This is a genomic window from Stenotrophomonas sp. (assembly GCF_059505245.1).
The window spans coordinates 28,411-53,581 of the sequence record NZ_JCACKF010000025.1 but is presented as its reverse complement, the minus strand read 5'-3'; the positions used below and the strand labels follow the sequence as shown (position 1 = coordinate 53,581).

At 68.3% G+C, this 25,171-nt stretch carries 18 protein-coding genes and 1 riboswitch; of the genes, 6 read left to right on the top strand and 12 right to left on the bottom strand.

The window, feature by feature from the left end:
- Positions 1 to 312: 312 nt before the first annotated feature.
- The 4 genes from AC5JLE_RS10805 to AC5JLE_RS10790 all read right to left on the bottom strand — a co-directional run bounded on the left by AC5JLE_RS10805 (position 313) and on the right by AC5JLE_RS10790 (position 5,723).
- Positions 313 to 2,286 (bottom strand): AsmA family protein, encoded by a 1,974-nt coding sequence (locus AC5JLE_RS10805; protein ID WP_049441300.1) that lies wholly within the window; start codon positions 2,284 to 2,286, stop codon positions 313 to 315.
- Positions 2,287 to 2,368: 82 nt separating this feature from the next.
- Positions 2,369 to 3,007, bottom strand: a complete 639-nt coding sequence (trhA, locus tag AC5JLE_RS10800; protein ID WP_496065295.1) for a PAQR family membrane homeostasis protein TrhA — start codon at positions 3,005 to 3,007, stop codon at positions 2,369 to 2,371.
- 160 nt (positions 3,008 to 3,167) lie between these two features.
- A complete protein-coding gene (locus AC5JLE_RS10795) occupies positions 3,168 to 4,772 on the bottom strand; it encodes a peptide chain release factor 3 (protein ID WP_014648065.1) in 1,605 nt (534 codons plus the stop codon).
- Positions 4,773 to 4,838: 66 nt separating this feature from the next.
- On the bottom strand, positions 4,839 to 5,723 hold the full coding sequence (locus AC5JLE_RS10790; RefSeq protein ID WP_046432023.1) for a M23 family metallopeptidase: 885 nt from the start codon (positions 5,721 to 5,723) through the stop codon (positions 4,839 to 4,841).
- 148 nt (positions 5,724 to 5,871) lie between these two features.
- Positions 5,872 to 5,990, top strand: a riboswitch (SAM riboswitch).
- A 77-nt stretch (positions 5,991 to 6,067) separates the two neighbouring features.
- Here AC5JLE_RS10790 and metX point away from each other — a divergent pair.
- The 3 genes from metX to AC5JLE_RS10775 are packed head-to-tail and all read left to right on the top strand — an operon-like array spanning position 6,068 to position 9,395.
- Positions 6,068 to 7,099: a homoserine O-succinyltransferase MetX gene (gene metX, locus AC5JLE_RS10785; RefSeq protein WP_100450473.1), complete on the top strand. Its 1,032-nt coding sequence runs from the start codon at positions 6,068 to 6,070 to the stop codon at positions 7,097 to 7,099.
- On the top strand, positions 7,096 to 8,331 hold the full coding sequence (locus tag AC5JLE_RS10780; protein ID WP_046432019.1) for an O-succinylhomoserine (thiol)-lyase: 1,236 nt from the start codon (positions 7,096 to 7,098) through the stop codon (positions 8,329 to 8,331). Before metX ends, AC5JLE_RS10780 begins: the two co-directional genes overlap by 4 nt.
- Positions 8,328 to 9,395 (top strand): homoserine dehydrogenase family protein, encoded by a 1,068-nt coding sequence (locus tag AC5JLE_RS10775; protein WP_032957054.1) that lies wholly within the window; start codon positions 8,328 to 8,330, stop codon positions 9,393 to 9,395. The genes AC5JLE_RS10780 and AC5JLE_RS10775 overlap by 4 nt, the downstream gene beginning before the upstream one ends.
- A gap of 110 nt (positions 9,396 to 9,505) precedes the next feature.
- On the opposite strand, the gene AC5JLE_RS10770 is transcribed toward AC5JLE_RS10775, so the two are convergent.
- Together AC5JLE_RS10770 and AC5JLE_RS10765 are read right to left on the bottom strand one after the other, a co-directional pair.
- The gene (locus AC5JLE_RS10770; RefSeq protein WP_164167481.1) at positions 9,506 to 10,501 is read right to left on the bottom strand and encodes an alpha/beta fold hydrolase; all 996 of its coding nucleotides are present in this window, start codon (positions 10,499 to 10,501) and stop codon (positions 9,506 to 9,508) included.
- Positions 10,502 to 10,704: 203 nt separating this feature from the next.
- The gene (locus AC5JLE_RS10765; protein WP_006464040.1) at positions 10,705 to 12,087 is read right to left on the bottom strand and encodes an L-serine ammonia-lyase; all 1,383 of its coding nucleotides are present in this window, start codon (positions 12,085 to 12,087) and stop codon (positions 10,705 to 10,707) included.
- A gap of 99 nt (positions 12,088 to 12,186) precedes the next feature.
- Between AC5JLE_RS10765 and AC5JLE_RS10760 the strand changes: the two genes are divergently transcribed.
- Complete coding sequence (locus AC5JLE_RS10760; RefSeq protein WP_014648059.1) at positions 12,187 to 12,417, top strand: glutaredoxin family protein; 231 nt, start codon at positions 12,187 to 12,189, stop codon at positions 12,415 to 12,417.
- Positions 12,418 to 12,536: 119 nt separating this feature from the next.
- On the opposite strand, the gene AC5JLE_RS10755 is transcribed toward AC5JLE_RS10760, so the two are convergent.
- The 3 genes from AC5JLE_RS10755 to AC5JLE_RS10745 are packed head-to-tail and all read right to left on the bottom strand — an operon-like array spanning position 12,537 to position 14,326.
- The gene (locus AC5JLE_RS10755) at positions 12,537 to 13,109 is read right to left on the bottom strand and encodes a YceI family protein (RefSeq protein WP_014648058.1); all 573 of its coding nucleotides are present in this window, start codon (positions 13,107 to 13,109) and stop codon (positions 12,537 to 12,539) included.
- A gap of 3 nt (positions 13,110 to 13,112) precedes the next feature.
- Positions 13,113 to 13,685, bottom strand: a complete 573-nt coding sequence (locus tag AC5JLE_RS10750) for a cytochrome b (protein WP_496065294.1) — start codon at positions 13,683 to 13,685, stop codon at positions 13,113 to 13,115.
- Positions 13,682 to 14,326: a YceI family protein gene (locus tag AC5JLE_RS10745; RefSeq protein ID WP_496065293.1), complete on the bottom strand. Its 645-nt coding sequence runs from the start codon at positions 14,324 to 14,326 to the stop codon at positions 13,682 to 13,684. Before AC5JLE_RS10745 ends, AC5JLE_RS10750 begins: the two co-directional genes overlap by 4 nt.
- 164 nt (positions 14,327 to 14,490) lie before the next feature.
- On the opposite strand from AC5JLE_RS10745, the gene AC5JLE_RS10740 reads away from it, so the two are divergent.
- Both AC5JLE_RS10740 and AC5JLE_RS10735 read left to right on the top strand, forming a co-directional pair.
- Entirely contained in the window at positions 14,491 to 18,033 is a 3,543-nt protein-coding gene (locus tag AC5JLE_RS10740) for a hybrid sensor histidine kinase/response regulator (protein ID WP_241884292.1), read from the top strand.
- A gap of 96 nt (positions 18,034 to 18,129) precedes the next feature.
- Positions 18,130 to 21,657, top strand: a complete 3,528-nt coding sequence (locus tag AC5JLE_RS10735) for a hybrid sensor histidine kinase/response regulator (RefSeq protein ID WP_099475815.1) — start codon at positions 18,130 to 18,132, stop codon at positions 21,655 to 21,657.
- A 508-nt stretch (positions 21,658 to 22,165) separates the two neighbouring features.
- Here the strand turns inward: AC5JLE_RS10735 and mdtD are convergent.
- The 3 genes from mdtD to AC5JLE_RS10720 all read right to left on the bottom strand — a co-directional run bounded on the left by mdtD (position 22,166) and on the right by AC5JLE_RS10720 (position 25,015).
- Positions 22,166 to 23,575: a multidrug transporter subunit MdtD gene (gene mdtD / locus AC5JLE_RS10730; RefSeq protein WP_014648053.1), complete on the bottom strand. Its 1,410-nt coding sequence runs from the start codon at positions 23,573 to 23,575 to the stop codon at positions 22,166 to 22,168.
- Between the two features lie 92 nt (positions 23,576 to 23,667).
- Positions 23,668 to 24,750, bottom strand: coding sequence for a uroporphyrinogen decarboxylase (gene hemE / locus AC5JLE_RS10725; protein WP_032957071.1), 1,083 nt, complete (start codon positions 24,748 to 24,750; stop codon positions 23,668 to 23,670).
- 25 nt (positions 24,751 to 24,775) lie between these two features.
- Entirely contained in the window at positions 24,776 to 25,015 is a 240-nt protein-coding gene (locus tag AC5JLE_RS10720) for a WGR domain-containing protein (protein ID WP_014648051.1), read from the bottom strand.
- Positions 25,016 to 25,171: the final 156 nt, after the last annotated feature.

The window sequence follows — 25,171 nt, the reverse complement described above, 5'->3', positions numbered from 1 at the left end:
CGCCCATGCCCTCCGCCTCTGGAAACATTTCCGCGAGCGCGGTGCGTACATGCGCGGTGCCTCGCCTTTGGTAGCCGCCAACCTTGGTTGGCAACAGCTTTTGACTTTGCTTTTTTTTTGACTTTGAATTTCCGCTCTCGTTCCGCGCGCGCAGGAAACTGTCAGGAGGGGGACGGGTGAGGCAGGCAGGACCGTTGGCGCCATGGATGGCGCCATCGAGCCTACAGGGACGTACTTGCGGCGTGTCCTGCCTGCGTCACCCGTCCCCCTCAAGCCACCATCAATGCAGGCGCCGCGAACAACGCTGTAACCCTACTTCGCATACTGCCCCCCGCAGTCGGCATCCTTGCCCGGCCCCAGTTCGATGGTTGCTAGCAATGCCGCCGGCGGGGCGATGCTGCCCAGTGCCAGGGCCACCGCGCCGCGGATGCCCAGCGCCTTGAAGTCCGGGCGGAACGACGGGTCCTTGAAAGTGCCGGCGATGTGCAGTGGCGAGCGCAGCACCAGGATGCTCTTGTCCTTCGGGCGTGGCTTCAACAGCAGGTCCAGGCTCTCGTCGCGCAGGCTGACCGTGCCTTCGCCGATGAGGATCGTGTCGGTGGTATCCACCGCCAACGCCTGGCTGGTCATCAGGCCGTCGCGCACGCCGAAGTCGGCGAAGGCGCAACGCAGGGGGATCTGCTTGTCGCCGGTCACCAGGAATTTCAGCGACTCGGTGATGTCCAGGCCGGCCAGTTCCATCACCAGGTTGCCGACATGGCCACGGCCCATTGCCAGGCCGACCTTGCCGCTGCTGCTGCCGAGCATCGCGGCGATCGAATTGCCGCGGCCACTCAGGTCCACCTCGCCGCCGATGCCACCCTTGGCCTGTTCGGCCAGCTTGGCGTCGGGGAACAACTGGCCAAGCTGCACGCCGCGCACACTGGCCTTCAGCGCGGTACTGATCTGCGGCTGGCGTGCGTCCATGCGGATCGTGCTGCGGATGTCGCCGCCGGCGACGCCGAAGTTAAGTGGGTCCAGCCGCAGCACACCGTCATCCAGCAACAGGTGTGCATCCATGTCGTCCAATGGCAATGACGGCGCGTTGATGCGGTGGGCTTTCCAACGCACGTCGGCATCCATCGCACGCAGCTTGCCGAGGTTGTAGGGCGTGTCCGGCAACACACGCGCACGCGCGGCGACCCGTGCGGCCTCGGCCTTCTGCTCTGCATTGGCGGTTTCGCCGCCGCCGGTCTTCGGTGGCGCACCGACGAAGCCGGCCAGGTCATCGAAGTCCAGGCGTCTGGATTCCAGCGTGGCGGTCAGTCGCGGGCGCGCGCCTCCCACTTCGAACTGCAGGTTGCCTCCGAGGTCGCTGTCGCCGACCTTGCCGGTGAACTGCTCGTAACGCCAGAGGTCGTGGTCACGCTTGAGCCGACCATTCAACGCGTAGGGCGGGGACGGCGGAATGGCGATGCCGAGCAAGGGGTAGAGGTCGGCCAGGTCCTGGCCGCTGAGCGCGAACTGCAGGTCGAACACGCGCAGCTGGAAGGGATTGGTCAATGTGCCGCTGGCGACGGCGTGGGTGGCGCCAGCGCGACCGTCGAGGTGGATGCGGAACGGGTGGCCGCTGTCGGTCAGCTCCAGCGGTGATTCAGTACCACCGCGCAGGGTGAACGGATTGCCCTGCCAGCGTCCCTTGCCCTGCACCAGCAGCGGTGGCGCCGCGTCGGCCTGTTTCGGCTGGCCGCTGCGCACGTCCACGCGGATATCGGTGCGGCCGAGCGCATCGAGGAACTGCAGGCGACCGTCATCGACGCGCAGCCGTTTGAGCTGGGGGCTGTTCCCGCCGGCGCTGTCACCGAGGAAATCCCAGTTGCCCGGTTCGCCTTTGCGCGGGGCGGTTTCGAGCAGCACGTCCGGCCGGGTCAGGCGCACTTCGGGCAGCTGCACGCTGCCGCGCAGCAGGGGCCAGACCCGCACGTCGATCTCGACGCGGTCGGCGCTGGCCATATCGGGTTGTTTCGCCCAGCTGGCATTGGCGAAGGTGACCGCATCGGCGCGGATCGTGCTGGTGCGGCCGAGGTCGACATCAAGGTTCCCGATGTGCAGCACGCGGCCGGTGCGTGCCTGCACCGCGCGCTCCACCGGCCCCTTGAACCAGTTCCAGTCCCACAACGCGATCAGTACCAGGATCGCCGCCAGCAGGAAGATCAGGATCGTGAGCCAGCGCCGGCCTCGTGGGCCGGGGCGGCGGAGGCGCCAGCGGGGCGTGCGCTTTGCGGCAGGGGAGGCGGCAGCATTCACGCTGCCATGGTTGCCCCCTCTTCGTGGACAGGGCGCGAAGCGACCATGTGCATGGTGTGCACGCGCTGCCGTCGAGCGGCCGTTACAGCACCTGCTTGGTGACCGCGACGAAGTGGCAGACGCTGCCGCCGATCACGAACAGGTGCCAGATGGCATGCGAGTATGGGATCGATTCACGGTGGTAGAAATAGGTCCCCAGCGTGTACGACAGGCCGCCGGCGAACAGCCAGGTGAGGGTGCCGCCATCGATCGAGGCCCACATCGGCTTGATCGCCACGACCACCAGCCAGCCCATGGCGATGTAGATCACCGTTGAGAGCACCTTGAAGCGGCCGGTGTAGAACAGCTTGAACACCACGCCGCCCAGCGCCAGCGCCCAGATCGCGGTGAACAGGCCCCAGCCCCACGGACCGCGCAGGCCGATCAGGGTGAACGGGGTATAGGTGCCCGCGATCAGCACATAGATCGCGCAATGGTCGAACACCTTCAACCGGCCCTTGGCGGCCGGATGCTGGATGGCGTGGTACAGCGTGGAGGCGGTGTACAGCAGCAACAGCGCGATACCGAATACGATCGCGCTGGCCAGCTGCCAGCCGTCGCCGTAGATCGCCGCCAGGGTGATCAACACCGCGCTGGCTGCCAGGGCGAATACCGCGCCCAGGCCATGGGTCAGGGCGCTGGCGATTTCTTCACGGATCGAAGCAATGGACGTCGTGGACATGGCGTAGGCATTGTTCGCGGGGAGGGGGACCCGCACCCCCCTATCATCGCCGCGATGGGCGACGCGTGCACGCCTGTCACCGTATGGTGGGTGAATGCCTGCCTTGCCTTGGCTGGGGTCAGAGCCCTTTCCTGCCTGAAGGGGATCCGACCCCGTGGCATCAGCCTGCCGAAACGGTATGCGCCGCTTCGCGGGTGGCAGAGAAGCGCACGTCCGGCGAGCGTTCCTGGGCCAGCTGCAGGTTGACCCGGGTCGGCGCCAGGTAGACCAGGTGCCCGGCGGCATCCAGCGCCAGGTTCAGCGCGTTCTTCTCGCGGAACTCTTCCAGCTTCTTCTCGTTGCTGCAGTGGACCCAGCGCGCAGTGGTCACGCTCACCGGCTCGAAGGTGGCTTCCACGCCGTACTCGTCCTTCAGGCGGTAGGCGGCCACGTCGAACTGCAGCACGCCGACGGCACCCAGGATCAGGTCGTTGCTGGTGAGCGGGCGGAAGAACTGGGTCGCGCCTTCCTCGGACAGCTGGGCCAGGCCCTTCTGCAGCTGCTTGAGCTTGAGCGGATCGCGCAGGCGGGCGCGGCGGAACAGTTCCGGGGCGAAGTTGGGGATCCCGGTGAAGGTGACCGCTTCGCCTTCGGTGAAGGTATCGCCAATGGAGATGGTGCCGTGGTTGTGGATGCCGATCACATCGCCCGGCCAGGCTTCGGCGGCGATCTCACGGTCGCTGGCCATGAAGGTCAGCGCGTTGGCCAGCTTCATTTCCTTGCCGGTACGCACGTGGAAGGTCTTCATGCCGGCGCTGAAGCGGCCCGAGCAGACCCGCATGAAGGCCACGCGGTCGCGGTGCTGCGGGTCCATGTTGGCCTGGATCTTGAACACGAAGCCGGTCAGCTTGTTTTCTTCCGGGGCGATCTCGCGGCCGGTGGTGGAGCGCGCCTGCGGTGCGGGTGCGTGTTCGACGAAGAAGTCCAGCAGCGGCTGCACGCCGAAGTTGTTGACGCCCGAGCCGAAGAACACCGGCGTCTGCTTGCCCTCGCGGTAGGCCTGCAGGTCGAACGGGTGGCTGGCGCCCTGCACCAGTTCCAGCTCGTCGCGCAGGTCGGCCAGCATCTGTGCACCGATCTTCTCGGCCAGGCCGGGAGCATCGATGGACGGGAAAATGGTCGAGTCCTGGCGGGTGAAGTTGCGGCCCGGTTCGTACAGGTGCACTTCGCCGGTCAGCAGGTGGACCACGCCCTTCAGGCGCTGGCCCATGCCGATCGGCCAGGTGACCGGCGCGCACTGGATGCCGAGCACGGTTTCCACTTCATCCAGCAGCTCGATCGGGTCCTTGCCCTCGCGGTCGAGCTTGTTGATGAAGGTCATGATCGGGGTGTCGCGCAGGCGGCACACTTCCATCAGCTTGATGGTGCGCTCTTCCACGCCCTTGGCCACGTCGATCACCATCAGCGCCGAGTCCACCGCGGTCAGCACGCGGTAGGTGTCTTCGCCGAAGTCGGCGTGGCCGGGGGTGTCGAGCAGGTTGACGATCTTGCCTTCGTACGGGAACTGCATCACCGAGGAGGTGACGGAGATGCCGCGCTCCTTTTCCAGCGCCATCCAGTCGGAGGTGGCGTGGCGGGCAGCCTTGCGGCCCTTGACCGAACCGGCCATCTGGATCGCGCCCCCGAACAGCAGCAGCTTTTCGGTCAGCGTGGTCTTGCCGGCGTCAGGGTGGGAAATGATGGCGAAGGTGCGGCGACGCGACGCTTCGTTGGCGACTTCGGACATGGCAGTGGCGCCCGCCCGGGGCGCTTTTCAAAGAGATAAGCGCCCGATTATACCGGCCGGGGGCGGTCAGCGCCCGGTACCGCCTTCGGCCTCGCCCTGGCGGGCGAACTGCAGCTGGCCCTGCTCGGCGAAGATGCGCACCGGCACCGAGCGCAGGCCCATGCCGCGGTTGACCTGCACCACGAAGTGCAGGTGCGGCGCACTGCTGTAGCCGCTGTTGCCAGACAGGCCGATCGGCTGGCCGGCCCCTATCGCCTGGCCACGACGCACGCGCATGCCGCCGGCCTGCAGGTGGCCGTACAGCGCCATGCTGCCGTCGCTGTGCAGCACGCGGATGAAGTTGGCGCGGGCACCATCGCGTTCGCGGTCCTGGCCGTTGCCACGGAAGCCATCCTGGATCTGCATCACCGTACCCTCGCGCGCGGCCAGCACCAGGGTGCCCTCCGGCAGTGCGAAGTCGACCGCGTCGCGGTTCTCCTCGTCGTCATGGCTGAATCGTCCCTGCGGCGCCTGGTCCACGCGCAGGCGCGCCGCATCGAATGGCAGGCGGTAGGCGACATCTTCGGCCTGTGCGGCCGGGTTGCCCGGCACCGACTGCAGGCGCAGATCCAGCATGCGGCCATCGATCGGGGCGGGCAGGTGGCCGACTACCAGGCTGCTGTCGCCCTGGATCAGCGACTCGACCGGGAGGCCTTCGACCGGGTGCCCGGGTGCGGCGCGCAGCTGGATCTGCAGCGGCCCTGCCAGCCCGTTGTCGATCCGGGCCTGCCATTGCGTACCGACCGGCTGCAGGCGCAATTGGGCCATGGGGGCGGCGCCCTCGGCACTGCCTGCGCGGGTGGCCGGGGCGGAAGGGGGAGCCAGTCCCCAGCCCTGGCGCCAGTCGCCGGCGTGTGCGGTCGCGCTCGCCAGCAGAGGCAGCAGCAGGCAGGACAGGGGCAGGCGCGACATCGGCGTTTCCAGCGGAATGGACCGCCCGGACTGTACCCGATCCTGAACAGGGCGACCGGGACGGCCTTCGCATAGCCGTCCCAAGAATATTCATCGCTTTATCCGCATGAAGGGATTGACAGTGCCGGAAAGGGCTGGCATCGTGGCCCCACCATCGAGACCGGCAGAGGGACAGGCCCTTTGAAGCCGGGGCAGCCCGCAGGCGCGCAAGCGTCTGCGTAGGTGCCAAATCCTGCGGGGACCGTGGCGTCCACCGAAAGATGGTTCGAACCATGCACCACACGTGCATCTCGAACGCGGGCCCCGCGAAGGCTCGATGGCCGATTCCCCAACCGGATCCCGCCATGAGCTTCGCCGCCAGTACCGCCATTCGCCCCGAACCCTTTGTCCCCGTCAGCGTGCCGGTCGAAGACCGCGTGCATGCCGAGCGCGGTGAGTTCGCCGCGGTGCTGTCGATGCGCCACGCCGGCCCCAGCCCGGTGCGCCTGCGCTATGAGTGGGTCGGTCCGGCCAATGCACCGGTGGTGGTGCTGGCCGGCGGCATTTCCGCCCATCGCCACGTGGCGTCCAACACGCAGTTCAGCGAGAAGGGCTGGGCCGAAGACCTGGTGGGCAGCGGCCGCGCGCTGGATCCGCAGCAGCTGCGCGTGCTGGCCTTCGACTTCATCGGCGCCGACGGTGCACTGGATGTGCCGATCGATACCGCCGACCAGGCCGATGCCTTGGCGCTGCTGCTGGACCATCTCGGCATCCGCACGCTGAAGGCCTTCGTCGGCTATTCGTATGGCGCGCTGGTCGGCCAGCAGTTCGCGATCCGTCATCGTGCCCGCGTGCGCCAGCTGGTGCTGGCCAGCGGTGCGCACCGACCGCATCCGTATGCCGCCGCCTGGCGCGCATTGCAGCGCCGCGCGGTCGCGCTGGGCCAGCTGCAGTGCGGCGAAGACCATGGCCTGGCCCTGGCCCGGCAGTTCGCCATGCTCAGCTACCGCACCCCGGAAGAGTTCGGCGAGCGCTTTGATGCTGCGCCGGAGGTCATCAATGGCCGCGTGCGCGTGGCTGCCGAAGACTATCTCGACGCGGCCGGTGCGCAGTACGTCGCGCGCACGCCGGTGACCGCTTACCTGCGCCTGTCCGAATCAATCGACCTGCACCGCGTCGATCCCACCGCGATCCTGCCGCCGACCGTGGTGGTGGCCGTGGAGGGCGACCGCCTGGTGCCGCTGGCCGACCTGGTCGGCCTGGTCGAAGGGCTGGGCCCGCGCGGCAGCCTGCGCGTGCTGCGCTCGCCCTATGGCCACGATGCCTTCCTCAAAGAAACCGATCGCATCGATGCGATCCTCGCCACCGCCTTCCGCACTTCTGGAGAGTCCGCATGAGCCTGCACGCCAACGAGCCGTCCTGTAGTCGTACCACTGCCGCCGTCCGTGCCGGCATCGATCGGGACACCGCGCATGGCGCGGTCACGCCGCCGATCGTGCTGTCGTCGAACTTCAGTTTTGAAGGCTTCGGCAACAAGCGCCAGTACGATTACACGCGCAGTGGCAACCCGACCCGCGACCTGCTGGGTGAAGCGCTGGCCGAACTGGAAGGCGGCGCCGGCGGCGTCATCACCGCGACCGGCATGGGCGCGATCAACCTGGTGCTGAACGCGCTGCTGCAGCCGGGCGACACCCTGGTGGTGCCGCACGATGCCTACGGCGGCAGCTGGCGGCTGTTCAACGCGTTGGCGAAGAAGGGCCACTTCGAACTGGTCACCGCCGACCTGACCGATCCGCGAGCGCTGGCGCAGGCGCTGGCCACGCAGCCAAAGCTGGTGCTGGTGGAAACCCCGTCCAACCCGCTGCTGCGCATCACCGACCTGCGCTTCGTCATCGATGCCGCGCACAAGGCCGGTGCCCTCGTGGTGGTCGACAACACCTTCCTGTCACCGGCGCTGCAGCAGCCGCTGTCGTTTGGTGCGGACCTGGTGCTGCATTCCACCACCAAGTACATCAATGGCCACAGCGATGTGGTGGGTGGGGCGGTGGTCGCGCGCGATCCGGCGCTGCACGAGCAGCTGGTGTGGTGGGGCAACGCGCTGGGCCTGACCGGTTCGCCGTTCGATGCCTTCCTGACCCTGCGCGGCCTGCGCACGCTGGATGCGCGCCTGCGCGTGCACCAGGAAAACACGGCGTCGATCGTTGCCCTGCTGGACCAGCATCCGGCGGTCGGCGCGGTGTACTACCCGGGCCTGGCCGATCACCCGGGCCACGCCATCGCCGCGCGCCAGCAGAATGGCTTCGGCGCGATGCTGTCATTCGAACTGGCGCACTGCGCCGGTGATGATCCGCATGCGGCGGTGCGTGCATTTGTGGACGGGCTACGCTGTTTCACCCTGGCCGAATCGCTGGGCGGCGTCGAAAGCCTGATCGCACATCCGGCCACGATGACCCATGCGGCGATGACCGCCGAAGCGCGTGCAGCCGCCGGCATCAGCGAAGGGCTGCTGCGCCTGTCGGTCGGCATCGAGGCCGAGCGTGACCTGCTGGCCGATCTCGGCGCCGCGCTGCAGCGCGCCGAAGCGGTGATCGATGCGGCCGCCCGCCGCAAACAGGTGGTGGACGCATGAGCGCACTCGCCGCTGACATTCCTGCGCTGGGGGCGGGACGCCTGGCGCTGCTCGGTACGGGCACGGTCGGTTCGGCCTTCGTACAGCGCTACCAGGCGCTGCAGGCACGCGGGTTGGAACTGCCCAGCGTGCAATGGCTGGCCAACTCGCGCACCGCGCTGGAGATCGATCGCGACCTGGCGCTGCCCTTGGAACTGGCACGTCGAGCCCCCCGCGATGGCCACAGTTCGCCACCATGGGCGAGCGCCGAAGGGCTGGAGCGTGGCGACGTGGTGGTCGATGCCACGGCCAGTGAAGACGTGGCCGCCCGTCACGTGCAATGGCTGGCGCGCGGCGTGCATGTGGTGACCGCCAACAAGCTGGGCCGGGGCGCGCAGCTCGCCCGCGCGCAGGCCATTGCCGAAAGCTGTGCCGACAGTGGCGCGCGTTATGGCGACAGTGCCACCGTTGGTGCCGGGCTGCCGCTGTTGAGCAGCCTGCGCGCGCTGGTGGCCGGTGGCGATCACATCCATGCCATCGAGGGCGTGCTGTCCGGCTCGCTGGCGTGGCTGTTCCATCGCTATGACGGCCAGTCGCCGTTCTCGGCGGCGGTGCGCGAGGCGCTGGCGGCCGGTTATACCGAGCCAGACCCGCGCCTGGACCTGTCCGGCGAGGACGTGCGCCGGAAGCTGCTGATCCTGGCGCGCAGCAGCGGGCTGGCGCTGGATGCGTCGCAGGTACAGGTGGATTCACTGGTGCCCGAAGCGCTGGCAGCGTTGCCGCTGGAGGATGCCGTGGCTGCCTTGGAGCAGCTGGATGCGCCGCTGCAGGCGCGTTGGCAGCAGGCACGTGACAACGGCCGCGTGCTGCGTTTCGTTGGCCGTGTTGACAGCGAAGGTGCGCAGGTGGGCCTGCGCGAACTGCCGGCCGATCATCCGTTGGCGCAGGGTGCCGGCACCGACAACCGCGTGGCCATCCACAGCGATCGCTACCGCCGCCAACCCTTGTTGATCCAGGGACCGGGTGCCGGCGCGGAAGTCACTGCGGCCGCGTTGCTGGATGACGTGCTGCGGATCGTGGGTTGATCGCATTGTTCCTGTAGCGCCGAGCCCACGCTCGGCTGCTCCTGACAGAACCCCGGTCCTGCCGCATGAGCCGAGCGTGGGCTCGGCTCTACAGAGGGCACGCCTGCCGGTCAGCGGGACTTCAGGGCCTTCAACAACGCGCTGTTGAACTGCTTGGGGTCCTGCACCTGCGGCGAATGGCCCAGTTCGGCGAACTCGACCAGCGTCGCGCCGGGAATCGCTGCGGCCGCTGCTTTACCCAGCACCGGATAATTGCCCAGCGTCGCCTTCACCGCAGGCGGCGCCAGGTCGCGCCCGATCGCGGTGCGGTCCTTCTGGCCGATGAACAGCGTGGTCGGCACCTGCAGGTGCTTCAGTTCGTAGACCACCGGCTGGTTGAACACCATGTCCGAGGCCAGCGCCTGGCTCCATGCAACGGCCTGCTTGCCCGGGCCTTCGTACATGCCCGACTGCATCCGCGCCCACGGTTCGTAGGCCGGTTTCCATTTGCCGTCGTAGTACACCTCCAGCTGGTAGCGGCGGATGCTGTCATAGCTGATGTTCATTTCGCCGGCGTACCACGCGTCGACGCTGCGCCAGGGGACGCCCAGCGCCTTCCAGTCCTCCAGCCCGATCGGATTGACCAGCGACAGGCTGCGCAGGTCCTGCGGGAACATCAGCGCGTAGCGCACCGCCAGCATGCCGCCCATCGAATGACCGACCAGGTGCACCGGCGCATCACCCAGCTGCAGCTGTTGCAGCAGGGCATGGGTGTTGGCGGCCAGCTGCGCGAACGAATACTGGTAACGCTCGGGCTTGCTGGATTTGCAGAAGCCCACCTGGTCCGGGGCGATCACCCGATAGCCGGCGGCGACCAGTGGCTTGATCGATTCCTTCCAGGTGGCGGCACAGAAGTTCTTGCCGTGCAGCAGCACCACCACGCCGATGGGTGCCTTCTTCGGCGCGATGTCCAGGTAGGCCATCTCCAGCGGCTGCCGCTGCGATTCCAGCGCGAAGGTCTTCACCGGATAGCCGTAGTCGAAACCCTCCAGCCGAGGCCCGTAGGTGGGGGCGGCCAGGGCGGCCAGCGGAAGGCAGGCAAGCAGGGCGGCAGCGATCACGCGCATGGGGCAATCCGGGGTGGGGAAGCCCCGAGCCTAACCGGAACGCGGTGACGGTGTCGCCCGTACGGGCAAGGGTGACCGGGTAGAGTCGACTGTTGGTCGACTGCTCTTCCCTCAGGCCGCGGAAATCCCGCGCTGCGCGCGATGGTCGACTGAAAGTCGACTCTACCTGTGGCCCGTCGCCATCGCGCCGGAGCCGGTCGCCCTCAGCACTCGATGACGTTCACCGCCAGGCCACCGCGGCTGGTTTCCTTGTACTTGTCCTGCATGTCGCGGCCGGTATCGCGCATGGTCTTGATGACCTTGTCCAGCGACACCTTGTGCTTGCCGTCGCCACGCATCGCCATGCGCGAGGCATTGATCGCCTTCACCGCGCCCATTGCATTGCGCTCGATGCAGGGAATCTGCACCAGGCCGCCGATCGGGTCGCAGGTCAGGCCCAGGTTGTGTTCCATGCCGATTTCCGCGGCGTTCTCGATCTGGCTCGGGTTGCCCCCCAGCGCCGCGACCAGGCCACCGGCCGCCATCGAGCAGGCCACGCCCACTTCGCCCTGGCAGCCCACTTCGGCACCGGAAATCGAAGCGTTTTCCTTGTACAGGATGCCGATCGCCGCCGAGGTCAGCAGGAAATCGAACACGCGCTGTTCGTTGGCGCCGGGGCAGAAGCGGTCGAAGTAATGCAGCACCGCCGGCAGTACGCCGGCCGCACCGTTGGTCGGTGCGGTCACCACGCGGCCACCGGCAGCGTTCTCTTCGTTCACTGCCAGTGCGTACAGGTTGACCCAGTCCAGCGTCGTCAGCGGATCGCGCATCGCCGCTTCCGGCTTCGACGACAGCTCGCGGTACAGCGCCGGTGCACGACGGCCGACCTTCAGGCCACCCGGCAGCACGCCCTCCTCGCGGATGCCGCGGGTGACGCACGACTGCATCGCGCTCCAGATCTCGCGCAGCTGGGCGCGGATCTCGTCTTCGCTGCGCCAGCACTTTTCGTTCTCGAACATCAGCTGGGCGATGCTCAGGCCGCTGCGTGCGGTCTGTGCCAGCAGCTCGTCGCCGCTCTTGAACGGGTAGGGCAGCGGGGTTTCATCGGGCACGATGCGGTCATCGGCCGCGTCGTCCTGGTTGACCACGAAGCCACCACCGACCGAGTAGTAATCGCGGGTCGCGATCACTTCGTCGTCGGCGTTGTACGCGGTGAAGCGCATGCCGTTGGTGTGGTAGGGCAGCTTCTGGCGCTTGTTCATGCCGAGATCGCGCTTCTCGTCGAAGGCGATCTCGTGCTGGCCCATCAGCTGGATGCGCTTGCTGCTGCGGATGCGCTCCAGGGTGGCCGGAATGATGTCCGGGTCGATCAGGTTAGGCCGTTGGCCTTCCAGGCCCAGCAGGATCGCCTTGTCGGTGCCATGGCCGCGGCCGGTCAAGGCCAGCGAGCCGTAGACATCGGCGCGGATGCGCGCGACCTCGTGCAGGCGGCCCGGGTCGAGCAGCCAGCGATGGATGAATCGCTCGGCGGCCTTCATCGGTCCGACGGTGTGCGAGGAGCTCGGGCCAATGCCGATCTTGAAAACGTCGAACGTGCTGACAGCCATGGATGCCAAACTGCGGGTACCGGACAAGCGGCTATTCTAGCGGCTTGCCGGGCCATCCGATGGCTGCGGCGCAGCATTTCCGCCACGGGAGCCTGACTGGTGCTGACCCTGATCCAGCGTGACGATTGCCACCTGTGCGACCTGGCCCTGGCCGAGCTGGCCAAGGCGCGGGCGCCGGAGTTCGAATCGGTGTTTCTGGATGACCAGCCGGCGCTGGAAGCGCGCTATGGCACGCGCGTGCCGGTGTTGCGCGACGAGCGCGGCGAACGCGAGCTGGACTGGCCGTTCGATGCGGCCACGGTGCAGGCCTGGTTGGCCGTCGATCAGTAGTGCCGGCCGCTGGCCGGCAACCCCTCTGTTCCCGGTGATGCCGGCCAGCGGCCGGCACTACCGGATGCGTTGCGATGCCCGGTGATGCCGGCCGCGGGCACGGCATCACCGGATGCGTCTTATTTCGCGTCGAACTTCACGATCGTGCTGATCGCGGTGTCGTCCGGAATGGTCTTGGTATCGGCCCAGTCACCGCCGCCGACGCCGAAGTCCAGGCGCTTGACCGTGGCCTTGCCGGTCAGCACCGGCTGGGTGCCCGGCTTCCAGGTGAAGGTCAGGGTGACCGGCTTGCTGACGCCGCGCAGTTCCAGGGTGCCATCGGCGGCGAACTGGTCGTTGCCCACGGCGCGGAAGCCCTTGGCGGTGTAACGCGCGGTGGCGAACTTGCCGACATTGAAGAAGTCGGCGCCCTGCAGGGTCGAGTCACGGTCGCTGTTGCCGCTCCTGGCGCCTGCCAGCGGAATCACTACATCCAGCGAACCGGCGGCCGGGTTGGCCGGGTCGAAGCTGAGCTTGGTGGCGAAGCCCGGGAAGCTGCCGGTGAACACTTCGCCGTCGTACTTGCTGGCGAACACCAGGATCGAGCCGGCACCGGGGGCCTGCGCATACTCCGCAGCGAGCGCCGGGGCGGTGGCCAGCATGCCGGCCAGGGCGGCAGCCACGGCGGCCGGAGTGGTCAGTTTCAGGTTCATCGGTCAGTCCTTCTGAGGGGAGGCGAGCCAGCCGCGCGGCAACATGCGGGACAGCGTTGCATCGCGCTGGAACAGGAGGTGGTAGAAGGCAGCGCCGGCATGGGCCAGCACCACCGCGATCAACAGCCAGAAGCCGTATTCGTGGAGGGCATGGGACACCGCGACGACCTGCGGGTCGGGGCCGCTCAGCTTGGGCACGTCGACCAGGCCGAACCAACGGAACGGGCGCAGGCCACTGGCCGAATCGTACAGCCAGCCCGACAGCGGAATGGCAAACATCAGCACGTACAGCAGCACGTGGGTGGCACTGGCGATGCGTTCCTGCCAGCTGGGCACGCCCGGCACCGGCTTCGGCGCACCGGCATACAGGCGCCAGCCGAGACGGAACAGCACCAGCGCCAGCACGGTGATGCCGATCGACTTGTGCGCGGTGTAGACCCAGAAGTACTTGGGCGTCTTGGGCAGTTCGCCCATGGTCAGGCCGACCACGCCCAGGGCGAGGATCAGCAGTGCGATCAACCAGTGCAGGAGCTGGCTGACACTTCCCCACGCGGCGGGGGTGTTCTTGGCGGTCATGAAGGGTCCTTGGGGGCCGTCGTCTGGTCGGAGTGTGGAACGGGAGCGAGAGTTCCCGGGGCGTCGCTGCGGTCGAGGGTGGCTTCGGCCTCGATCCGCACCTGTACCGCATCACCGATGACCCCCGGCCAGGCGGTGATGCCGAACGCGCGCCGGCTCAGCGTCGTGCTGGCGGAAAACCCGGCGGTGCGTCGGAATGGAGGGAGCGGGTAGCGCTTGAGCGCGTTGAGGGTCACGTCCAGGGTGACTTCCTGGCTGACCCCGCGCAGGGTCAGCGTGCCGATCACATGCGCACGCTTGGCGTCGATCGGTTCGACCCGGCTGGAGACGAAGCGTGCGCTGGGGAATCGCTCGCCATCGAGCAGGCTGCGGGCCAGCGTGGCCTGGTTCCACTTGGCGTCGCCAAGGTCCAGACGCGACACTGGAATGTCCACTTCCAGGGTGGCGTCGCGCCAGTTGTCGGGATCGAACAGCACGCGGCCCTCGCTGCCGGACACGGTGCCCATGGCCTGCGAGTAGCCCGCGTGATCGATGGAGAACAGCACCCGCGTGTGCACCGGATCGAGGCGATAGGTGTCGGCGGCCGCCCAGGCAGGGGCGGTGGCGAGCAGCATCGGCAGCAGGGCCAGGCAGGGACGCATCGATGGCGGGCTCCGGAAGGTGACGCTGTGATCATACGCACAGCCCCCTGCCAACGTTGCGTGCATGGCTGCAACAGTTCGTGGTGGTGCCGCCGCTGGAAACAGCCTGTTGCAGCCATGAACCCGGCCCTGTGTGACAATCGGCCCAGGACAGGGGGTTCAGGATGACGAGCGGCTGGCGCCGGTGGTGCCGTGGCATCGCAGGTATGGGACTGCTGCTGATGGCGATGGCCACGGCGGCTGCGACCCTGGACATGGCAGAAACACCGCGCCTGCGCCGCTTCGGTGCCGCCGAAGGCTTGCCGTCACGCATGGTGGTGGCGCTGGCCGAGGATCGCCAGGGCCACATCTGGGCCGCCACCGATGGTGGACTCGCCCGTTATGACGGCAACAGCCTGCGGGTCTGGGAGCACGATCCGGAACAGCCGGGCTCGCTGCCCGGCAACGAGATCGAGACCCTGCTGATCGATCCGCTGGACCGGGTCTGGGTGGGCATCAACGGCAAGGGCGTGGCCCGCCTGGATGCCGACCGCGAGCGCTTCCGCACCTTCGACACGGTCAATTCCACCTGCCAGGGGCAGTTCTGGGCGCTGGCCTATGTCGACGACGCCTTGTGGATCGGGACCAACAACCATGGCGTCTGCCGGCTTGGCGAGGACGGCAGCGTGCGCCTCTACACCCATGACCCGGCGCAGCCGGGGGGCCTGCCCAGCAACAGCATCTTCACCAGCCTGGTCGATGCGCAGGGCCGCCTGTGGCTGGGCACCGAAGCGGGCGTGGCGCGTTGGAACGGCAGCGGATTCGAGCCGGTGGCCGCGCGGGAACTGGGCACGCTGAGCGTGCTCCGGTTGAGCCGGGATGCGGAGGGTTCGATCTGGGTCGGCAGCCAGAACGATGGCCTGTACCGCATCGATGGGCAGGACCGGGTCAGTCGTCCGCGATGGGCCGACAGCGCCCAGCTGCGCTCGGCCCTGGTCCTGGCCGATCGCCAGGGGGGCTACTGGGCTGGCACCTCCGATGGCCTGTTGCGGGGGGATGCGGCGGCGCTGCGCCGGCTGGAGGGCGACCGCGGCAGCGGCTTCCTGACCGCGCACAGCGGTGTGCTCGATCTGCTGCAGGACCACGAGGGCGGATTGTGGGTGGCGCTGCTGACCCAGGGCCTGGCCTATCTGCCACCGGACTGGCGGCGCTTCTCGATCTGGAACCAGCTCGACGGCAAGCCGCTGGACAGCCAGTACCTGTTGAGCGCGGCCAGCGATGGGAAGAACTACTACGTCGGCTCGGCGCGAGGGGTGTACCAGCTCGATGCGCAGGGCACCCTGCGCCTGCTGGCCAGCGACCGGCAGCTCGGCAGCGGCGTGGTGTGGTCGGTGCTGCCGCGCCCGGATGGGCGCCTGTGGCTGGGACGCGGCGGCCGCATCACCGTCTACGATCCGGCTACCGGCGCGCTGCGCGATCTGCGGATCGATGGCAGTGCCGACCTGCGCCAGCGCATCGACCTGATGCGGCAGGCGCCTGATGGCACGGTGTGGGTGTCGGTGATGGGCCTGGACCTGCAGCAGCGCGATGCAGAGGGCCGGCTGCTGCACCGCCATCCGCTGGAGCATTTCCGCGGGACCGCCGATGCGCCGATCGAGCAGATCCGCTTCGACGCCCATGGCCGGCCCTGGGTGATGGGTGACATGGGCATCTGGCGCGAGCAGGCTGGACGCTTCGAGGCAGTACCGGGCGTTTCGCGCGGGCCCATCTACGACCTGGTGTGGATCGATCCGCAACAGTTGTGGCTGGCGCGCCAAGGCGCGTTCGAGCGCTACCAGTGGGATGGCCTGAGCCTGCGCCTGATCCAGCGCATCGACGGCAGTGCAGGCGTGCCGCCGGTCACCATGGGCGGGCTGGCGCTGGCCGGCAACGGCCAGCTGTGGGCGACGACGCCGCGCGGCCTGCTGCGTTGGGACCCGAAAACGCGGCGCCTGCAGCAGTTCAACGAGCGCGATGGACTGTCCGATGCGGAGTTCACCGGCCGGCCACCGGCAGTGAATGCAGATGGTCGCGTGCTGGCCGTCACCCAGACCGGGTTGGTTGCCTTCGATGTGAATGCCGACGACACGGTGCTGCCTTCTTCATCGCTGGTGATCGCCGAAGTGCGCGTACGCCGCGACGACGCGCGCGGCTGGCAACCGTTGCCGCTCACCGGCACCCTGTTGCTGGGACCGGATGACCGCGATCTGCAGATCGATGCGCGGCTGCTGTCCTATGCCAGCCCGCAGGGCAACCGTTACCGCTTCCGCGTGCAGGGCTATGACCAGGACTGGGTGGAGCAGGGGGGCGATGGCCAGCGCACCCTGTCGCGGCTGCCGACCGGCAGCTACGTCATCGAGGTGCAGGCAGCGACCGCCCGGGGCGCGTGGACGCCTTCGCAGCAGTTGCAGGTGAAGGTGCTGCCGCCGTGGTGGCGCAGCGGCATGGCGATCTTCGGCTACATCCTGCTGGGGTCGCTGCTGCTGGTGGTCCTGGTCTGGTCGGTCCGCGCGCGGCTGCGCCGTCGCCAGCAATGGCAGCTGACGGTGCACAAGCAGCAGCTGGCCGAGCAGGCCTCGCAGGCCAAGAGCCGTTTCCTGGCCACGCTGGGCCACGAAGTACGCACGCCGATGACCGGCGTGCTGGGCATGAGCGAACTGCTGCTGGCGACTCCGCTGGATCCGGTGCAGCGTGGCTACGCGGGGTCGATCCAGCAGGCCGGCAGCCATCTGCTGCGGCTGGTCAACGATGCGCTGGACCTGGCCCGCATCGAAGCCGGGCGGCTTGAGCTGGATCTGCGTCCGTTCGACCTGGAGGAACTGCTTGACCAGGTGCAGGGCCTGATGCAGCCGATGGCGCAGCAGCGCCAGCTGGAATTCCGGCGCGGTGAAAACCCGGCAGGGCCGGTCAGTGTCAGCGGCGACGAGATGCGCGTGCGCCAGATCCTGCTGAACCTGCTCGGCAACGCCATCAAGTTCACCGAGCGCGGCCACGTCGGCCTGGCCGTGCGCCTGGAAGAGAAGGGCGGCCTGTGTTTCGAAGTGCATGACAGTGGCCCGGGCATCAATGCCGAGCAGCAGCAGCGCCTGTTCCATCGTTTTGAACAGGCCGACGGTCCGCGCACCGCGTCGCGCTACGGCGGCAGTGGCCTGGGACTGGCGATCTGCCAGGAACTGGCGGTGGCGATGGGGGGGCGTATCGAAGTGGACAGCCAGCCTGGCAAGGGTGCGCGGTTCCGCGTGCGCCTGCCCCTGCCCTGGACGCGCCAGGCCGCCGGCACCGCGGGCGAGGTGGCGGCCCTGCCGGAACTGCCGCCGCTGCGCATCCTGCTGGTCGAGGACGACGCCACGGTGGCCGAGGTCATCGCCGGCCTGCTGCGGGTGCGCGGGCATGAGGTGGTCCACGTGCTGCATGGCCTGGGTGCGCTGTCGGAGATCGCCACCGATGGTTTCGACGTCGGCCTGCTCGATCTCGATCTGCCCGCGCTGGACGGTACGGCCATCGCCCGCCAGCTGCGCACCATGGGCTATGAACTGCCGCTGGTGGCAGTGACCGCCCGTTCCGATGCCTACGCCGAAACCCAGGTGCTGGCCGCCGGCTTCGATGGCTTCCTGCGCAAGCCGGTGACCGGCGACCTGCTGGTGGCGGCCATCGCCCAGGCGCGTGCGAAACGGCAGGCGACTGCGTGACTGTGCCGGCGCCGGGCGTGAACGGCGCGACTTTCGGTTTACCATGCCGACGCCCGCAGCGCGGGAATCATCAGGACCAGCGTGAGGAGGCAATCGGTGGTGTATCTGCGGGCGGCGATGCTGCTGCTGGTCCTCCTGTGCGGCGCGTTGCCCGCTGCGGCACAGCCGGTGCCTCCGAGCCCGCGGCAGGTGACGGTGTTCGATGGCCTGCCGTCCAATACCGTCAACCGCATGGCCGAGGACCGGTACGGCTACCTGTGGATCGCCACCAACGATGGCCTGGCCCGCTATGACGGCCGCACTTACCGCGTGTGGCGTTCCGAGGATGGACTGCGTGACAACCGCATCTGGACGGTGCTGGTCGATGCCCGCAACCAGTTGTGGATAGGCACCGAGAACGCTGGCCTGGTGCGCATGTCGGCCGACCGCCGGCAGCTGCACTTCTACGACCGCAGCAGCCAGCCGTTGATGGGCACCAACACGGTCTGGAGCCTGGCCAGCACGCCTGATGGCTCGATCTGGTTCGGTACCCACGAAGGCGGCCTGTACCGCCTGGACAGCCAGGACCGCCTGCAGCGCTTCCTGCCCGAGCCGAACAATCCGCGCAGCCTGCCTTCGTCGTCGGTGCCCTACCTGGCCACGCTGGCCGATGGCAGCCTGTGGATCGGCACCAAGCATGGCGTGGCGCGCTGGACCGGGACCGACTTCGAACGTGTCGGTACGGACATCATTCCCAGCCTGCTGATCAACGGGTTGACCGCCGAGCCCGATGGCAGCCTGTGGATCAGCACGATGGCCGGGGCCACCGTGCGCCGCCCGGATGGCCGCTTCGAGGCACCACCGTGGAAGCTGCCGCCAGGCGAGCAGGTGCTGGGCATGATGCTGCGCGACGAGCAGGGCGGACATTGGCTGGATACGCGCACCGGGCTGGGACGTGCGGTCGACGGCCAGTACCAGACCGTGCCGCTGTACAGCGCGATCGCACGCGGTCCGGTGCGGCCGAACTGGACCGGTGCCTATGAGGACCGCGAAGGTGGCATCTGGCTGGCCAGCACCAATGCCGGGTTGTGGCACCTGCTGCCACGCTGGTGGCAGTTCTCGGTGCTGTCGCGGCTGGAGGACGACCCCAGCTCGCTGCGCAATGCGCTCGTGCTGGGCACCAGCCCGTCCAGCAATGGCGGTGTCTGGACCGTGGGCAGCCATGGCGCGCTGGACCGCTTCGATCCGAAGACCGGCAGGATCGAGCAGCACCGCACCTGGGTCAACGGCATGCACTGGCTGACCTCGGTGCGCGAGGACCGGCGTGGCCAGGTCTGGATCGGATCGACCGATGCACTGGTGCGCTACGACCCGCAACGGCGCGAGCTGCGTCGTTGGGGCCGTGATGCCGGTGCCGATGCGGCGATGGAAGGGGTCATCGAAGCGATGATGACCTGCGACGGCGACAGCCTCTGGTTGATGCTTCCCGCGGGCCTGCAGCAACGTGATCTCGACGGACGCCTGCGGCGCCAGCTGGACAATGGCCAGCGCGGCCTGCAGCAGGGCCAGCTCAACCTCGATGTGGAATGCGGTCCGCAGGACCATATCTGGCTGGCCAGCAGCCGTGGCCTGCTGCAGTGGCTGCCGGAAAGCGAACGCTTCCAGCCGGTGCCGGGTGCGCCGGCAACGGCCATCCATGCGTTGCATGTGGGCCGTGACGGCCAGGTCTGGTTGTCCGAGGACGGGCGCCTGTCGCGATACCGCTGGAGCCAGGGGCGGCTGGAACGGCAGGCGGTGGTCGGTGCCGAACAGGGCTATCCGGCGATCTCCGCCTCTGGCCTGGTGGTGGATGCGCAGGGCGTGGCCTGGGCGACCAGCGCACGCGGCCTGGTACGTGTCAGTGCCGATGGGCAGAGCGTGCGCCTGTACGGCGTGCACGACGGCCTGCCAAGCCAGGAATTCCGCGAGCACACCCTGATCGCAGCGGCCGATGGCCACCTGGTGGCCGGAACGGCGGCAGGCGCGGTGGTGTTCGACCCGGAGCAGGTACGGCCTTCGGTACGTCGCGCGCCACTGGTGATCGAGCGGGTGGAAGTGCGCCGCAACGAACAGGTGCTGGACATGACCCACGATGCGCCGTTGCAGATCGCCGATGGCGATCGCGACCTGCGCATCGTCGCGCGATTGCTGTCCTTTGCCGACTCGGCGTCCAATACCTACCGTTATCGCCTGGCCGGCTACGACCCGGATTGGGTTGAGGTCGGTCCGGCGGGTGAACGCCTGTTCTCGCGCCTGGCGCCGGGCAGCTACCGGCTGGAGGTGCAGGCACGCTCGGCCGACCATGTGTGGTCGCGGGTGCAGAGCCTGGAGTTCCGCGTGCAGCCGCCGTGGTGGCGCAGCCTGTCCGGCCTGCTGGTGCTGGCGTCGGTCGGGTTGCTGCTGACCAGCTGGTTCGCCTGGTTGTACCGACGCCGCCTGCAGCGGCGCCACGCCTACCAGCTGGCGCTGCACAAGCAGGAACTGGCCGAGCAGGCCTCGGCGGCCAAGACCCGCTTCCTGGCCAACCTTGGCCATGAGATCCGTACGCCGATGACCGGCGTGCTGGGCATGAGCGAGCTGCTGCTGGCTTCGCCACTGGACCCGCAGCAGCGCGGCTACACGCAGTCGATCCGGCATGCGGGCGAGCACCTGCTGCATCTGGTCAACGATGCGCTGGACCTGGCGCGGATCGAGTCCGGGCGCCTGGAGCTGCAGTCGCAGTCGTTTGCGTTGAATGGCCTGCTGCAGGATCTGGCGGCGCTGATGGGCCCGCTGGCTGCACAGAAGGGCCTGCGCTTCGTCCTGGACAACCAGCTGCCGCCGGGCCTGCAGGCGACCGGTGATGCCATGCGCGTGCGGCAGATCCTGCTGAACCTGCTGTCGAACGCAGTGAAATTCACCAGCCGCGGCACCATCACCCTGCATGCACGTTGCGATGGCGAGCTGCGCGCGCTGCATTTCGAGGTACGTGATACCGGCCCGGGCATCAGCCAGGAACAGCAGCAGCGCCTGTTCCGACGCTTCGAGCAGGCCGATGGTGCACGTACGGCAGCGCAGTACGGTGGCAGCGGCCTGGGCCTGGCGATCTGCCGCGAGCTGGCACAAGCGATGCAGGGGCGGATCCAGGTGGAGAGCCAGCTGGGCCGGGGCACCTGCTTCGGCGTCACCCTGCCGTTGCCACTGGTGGTGGACGGTGACGCCGAGGTGTCCGCCGAGGGGCATCGCGACGATGCGGCGAACATGCCACCGCTGCGGGTGCTGCTGGTCGAGGACGATGCCACCGTGGCCGATGTGGTGCGGGGGTTGTTGAGCGCACGCGGCCACGAGGTGGTGCATGCCGGCCATGCGCTGGCGGCGCTGCGCGAGATCAGTGCCGGCGATTTCGACGTCGGCCTGCTGGATCTGGACCTGCCCGGCCTGAGCGGCTTCGAACTGGCCCAGCACCTACGTAACCAGGGCTACATGCTGCCGCTGCTGGCGGTGACCGCGCGGACTGATCCGGACCTTCAGCAGCAGGTGGAAGCGGCCGGCATCGGCGGCTTCCTGCGCAAGCCGGTGACCGGTGAACTGCTGGTGGAAGCGATCGCCAGGGCGATGGGCAGGTAGGGTTTATTGCAGGGCTTGCAGTCCTGCACCTGCAGAATCAACGTCAACGTCAAAAGCCCGCCTTCGACAGTTTTCCGCGATCTGTCGGAGCTCGGGGTCGGATCCCGTTGCTGCGCAACGGGCTCTGACCCCAATCTGGAATTCGATATCTGACAGATGTGTCGACCAAGGTCGACACCTACCAACAACCGCGCGTTCCAACAGTCGCCGTTATCCACAGCCGCGTGAACCTGTCAGAGGTGGGGCGGTGTGGGCTTGCAGGACCGTTGGCGCCATGGATGGCGCCATCGAGCCCCCATGGGTGAGGGCGCTTTGCTTGCGAAGCACTGCTTCGCAAGCGCCCGAACGCGCAGCCGCCGGCGGCTGGGCCGGACCGCGGAGCGGGATTTACGGCGTGTCCTGCAAGCCCGCACCGCCCCGCCAACCCACGGAATGCTCGCTGTTGCTGTTGCCGGCCAGCGGCCGGCACTACCGCAGGTGCAGGGCCGCAGGCCCTGCCGAACCCCCTTCACTCCGCGACGTGCTCGACCTGCCGCGGTTCGGGCTTGGTGTCGGGCAGCTGCCAGAAGATCATCGTCGAGGTCAGCGTGATCGCGCCCACGCACAGGAACGTGGCATGCAGCGCGGCGGTGGCGCTGTTGCTGTCCAGGTGGTTGCCGAACGCGGCCAGCAGGCTGCCGGCCGCAGCAGCACCAAAGCCGGCGGCCAGCATCATCACCATCGACAGCAGGCTGTTGCCGGAACTGGCGAACTCACGGTCCAGATCGCGCAGGGTCACGGTGTTCATCACGGTGAACTGCAGCGAATTGACCGCGCCGAAGAACGCCAGCTGCAGCAGGCGCCAGGCCAGGTGCTGGCCGGGTGTCATCAGGATGAAGCTGGCCATCGCCAGGCCGACCAGCACGGTGTTGACCATCAGCACGCGGCGGTAACCGAAGCGCTCGACCAGCCTCACCGCCAGCTGCTTGGAGACCATGCCGGCGGCCGCTACCGGCACCATCATCAGGCCGGCATGCATCGGGCCCAGGCCGAGGCCGACCTGCAGCAGCAGCGGGATCAGCATCGGCATCGCGCTGCTGCCGATGCGCGAGAACAGGTTGCCGAGAATGCCGATGCGGTAGCTGGGCACGCGGAACAGGGCCAGCGAGAACAACGGTGCGGTCGAGTTGGCGGCGTGCAGCCAGTAGCCCACCAGCGCGGCCAGGCCAGCCACGGTCATCAGCATCACCAGTGCGTGTGGCGTACCCAGGCCGGAGATGCCGTCCAGTGCCAGCGACAGCACCACCATCGCGAAGGCCAGCATGACGTAGCCGCGCAGGTCGAAGCGGGTGCGGTGGCTGGCGTAATGGTCGGGCATGATCTTCATCGCGGCGATGAAACCGATCACGCCGATCGGCAGGTTGATCAGGAACACCCAGTGCCATGAGGCGATCTCGACCAGCCAGCCGCCCAGCGTGGGGCCGATCAGCGGGCCGACCAGCGCGGGGATGGCGATGAAGCTCATCGCGCGCAGGAAATCCTCGCGGGGCACCGAGCGCATCACCGCCAGCCGGCCGACCGGCAGCAGCATCGCACCGCCGATGCCCTGCAGCACGCGCGCACCGACCAGCTGGTGCAGGTGCTGGGCCAGCGCGCAGGCCAGCGAGCCGAGGGTGAACAGGATGATCGCCACCAGGAAGGTGCGCCGGGTGCCGTAGCGGTCGGCGATCCAGCCCGAGGCGGGAATGAAGGTGGCTACCGCCAGCGCATAGCTGAACACCACTGACTGCATCTGCAGCGGGCTCTCGCCCAGGCTGGCCGCCATCGCCGGCAACGCCGTGTTGACGATGGTCGAGTCCAGCATCTGCATGAAGATCGCCAGGGACACCAGCCACAGCAGGGGACGCTGGCGGTTGTAGGTCGATGGCGATGTGGACATGGGGTGCGGCCGGTGCAGCGTGGGGGCCGCCATGATCGCGCACTGCGGGTCACGGCGCGATCAAGGTCGCGCCGTACCTGCATGCGGAATGCTCAGCGTTGGCTGTGCGCGTGCACTGCGTCGACCAGCACCTGTACATGCGCCGGGTCCATGTCCGGCGACATGCCATGGCCGAGGTTGAACACATGGCCTTCGCGCGAGCCGCCGTTGCCGGCGGCATAGGTGTCGAGCACGCGCGCGGCGGCCGCGGCGATCGCATCCGGCGAGGCGTACAGCGTGGTCGGGTCGAGGTTGCCCTGCAGGGCGACGCGGCCACCGGTGCGGCGCATCGCCTCGTCCAGGTCCAGCGTCCAGTCCAGGCCCAGTGCATCGGCGCCGGTCTGCGACAGCGCTTCCAGGTGCAGGCCGGTGCCCTTGCCGAACAGGATCAGCGGCGTGCGCTCGCTGCCTTCGCCGCGCTCCAGCCCCTCGGCAATGCGCTGCAGGTAACGCAGCGAGAATTCGCGGTACATCGCCGGCGACAGCACGCCGCCCCAGGTGTCGAACACCTGCAGCGCCTGCGCACCGGCCGCGCGCTGCGCGCCGAGGTAGGCGATCACCGCCTCGGTGGTGACCTCCAGCAGGCGGTGCAGCGCCTGCGGATGGTTCAGCGCCATGGCCTTGATGCGCGCAAAGTCCTTGCTGCCACCGCCTTCCACCATGTAGCAGGCCAGTGTCCACGGGCTGCCGGAGAAGCCGATCAGCGGCACCTGGCCGTCCAGTTCGCGGCGGATCAGCCGTACCGCATCCATCACGTAGCCCAGGTCCTGTTCCATGTCCGGCACCGCCAGCCGGGCGATGGCGGCTTCGTCACGCACCGGGTGCCGGAACTTCGGGCCTTCGCCTTCGACGAAGTACAGCTCCAGGCCCATCGCATCGGGAATGGTGAGGATGTCCGAGAACAGGATGGCCGCGTCCAGCGGGAACCGGCGCAGCGGCTGCAGGGTGACTTCGCAGGCGATCTCCGGGGTCTTGGCCATGGCCAGGAAGCTGCCGGCCTTGGCCCGGGTCGCGCGGTATTCCGGCAGGTAGCGGCCGGCCTGGCGCATCAGCCAGACGGGGGTGCAGTCCACCGGTTCGCGGCGCAGGGCGCGCAGCAGGCGATCGTTGCGGAGAGGGCTGGTCACGATGGGCATTCCTTGGACGGGAGGAGCAGCGGCGTCAGTCGCCGTGCGAAAGGATCTGGAAGCCGCGATGCAGTTCGGCATCACGGGCCTTCTCGAAGGCGTGGCGGGCGTCGTCGGCCTGCAGGAACAGCTCGCGCCGCAGCTGCGAGCGGCTGCCGACACGGCCGCTCTCGCGCAGCAGCTCCCAGCCGCCGAACAGGTCCGGCAGCAGGCTCAGGCGCAGGAAGCGCGGTGCCTGCGCGCCGGCATCGGGATGTTGCAGGTAGACGTGCATGGCGCCGATTGTAGCGGGGCCAGGGTGACCCCGGCCGCAACGCCGGCGTGCCGGTCGCTGGCCGGCAATCCTGCCGCGCAGCCCGGTAGTGGCGGCCGCGGGGCGGGCGCCCCCGTTGGGACGGGGGCCGGCCCCGGGCCGGCCACACCGGCCGGC

Excerpts from the sequence above, each read along its gene's own strand:
- AC5JLE_RS10790 (WP_046432023.1), bottom strand. The coding sequence starts at position 5,723 with ATGTCGCGCCTGCCCCTGTCCTGCCTGCTGCTGCCTCTGCTGGCGAGC.
- AC5JLE_RS10765 (WP_006464040.1), bottom strand. The coding sequence starts at position 12,087 with ATGGCTGTCAGCACGTTCGACGTTTTCAAGATCGGCATTGGCCCGAGC.
- AC5JLE_RS10775 (WP_032957054.1), top strand. The coding sequence starts at position 8,328 with ATGAGCGCACTCGCCGCTGACATTCCTGCGCTGGGGGCGGGACGCCTG.
- AC5JLE_RS10795 (WP_014648065.1), bottom strand. The coding sequence starts at position 4,772 with ATGTCCGAAGTCGCCAACGAAGCGTCGCGTCGCCGCACCTTCGCCATC.
- AC5JLE_RS10780 (WP_046432019.1), top strand. The coding sequence starts at position 7,096 with ATGAGCCTGCACGCCAACGAGCCGTCCTGTAGTCGTACCACTGCCGCC.
- AC5JLE_RS10720 (WP_014648051.1), bottom strand. The coding sequence starts at position 25,015 with ATGCACGTCTACCTGCAACATCCCGATGCCGGCGCGCAGGCACCGCGC.
- AC5JLE_RS10755 (WP_014648058.1), bottom strand. The coding sequence starts at position 13,109 with ATGAACCTGAAACTGACCACTCCGGCCGCCGTGGCTGCCGCCCTGGCC.
- AC5JLE_RS10740 (WP_241884292.1), top strand. The coding sequence starts at position 14,491 with ATGACGAGCGGCTGGCGCCGGTGGTGCCGTGGCATCGCAGGTATGGGA.
- AC5JLE_RS10750 (WP_496065294.1), bottom strand. The coding sequence starts at position 13,685 with ATGACCGCCAAGAACACCCCCGCCGCGTGGGGAAGTGTCAGCCAGCTC.
- trhA (WP_496065295.1), bottom strand. The coding sequence starts at position 3,007 with ATGTCCACGACGTCCATTGCTTCGATCCGTGAAGAAATCGCCAGCGCC.
- metX (WP_100450473.1), top strand. The coding sequence starts at position 6,068 with ATGAGCTTCGCCGCCAGTACCGCCATTCGCCCCGAACCCTTTGTCCCC.
- AC5JLE_RS10745 (WP_496065293.1), bottom strand. The coding sequence starts at position 14,326 with ATGCGTCCCTGCCTGGCCCTGCTGCCGATGCTGCTCGCCACCGCCCCT.
- mdtD (WP_014648053.1), bottom strand. The coding sequence starts at position 23,575 with ATGTCCACATCGCCATCGACCTACAACCGCCAGCGTCCCCTGCTGTGG.
- hemE (WP_032957071.1), bottom strand. The coding sequence starts at position 24,750 with ATGCCCATCGTGACCAGCCCTCTCCGCAACGATCGCCTGCTGCGCGCC.
- AC5JLE_RS10770 (WP_164167481.1), bottom strand. The coding sequence starts at position 10,501 with ATGCGCGTGATCGCTGCCGCCCTGCTTGCCTGCCTTCCGCTGGCCGCC.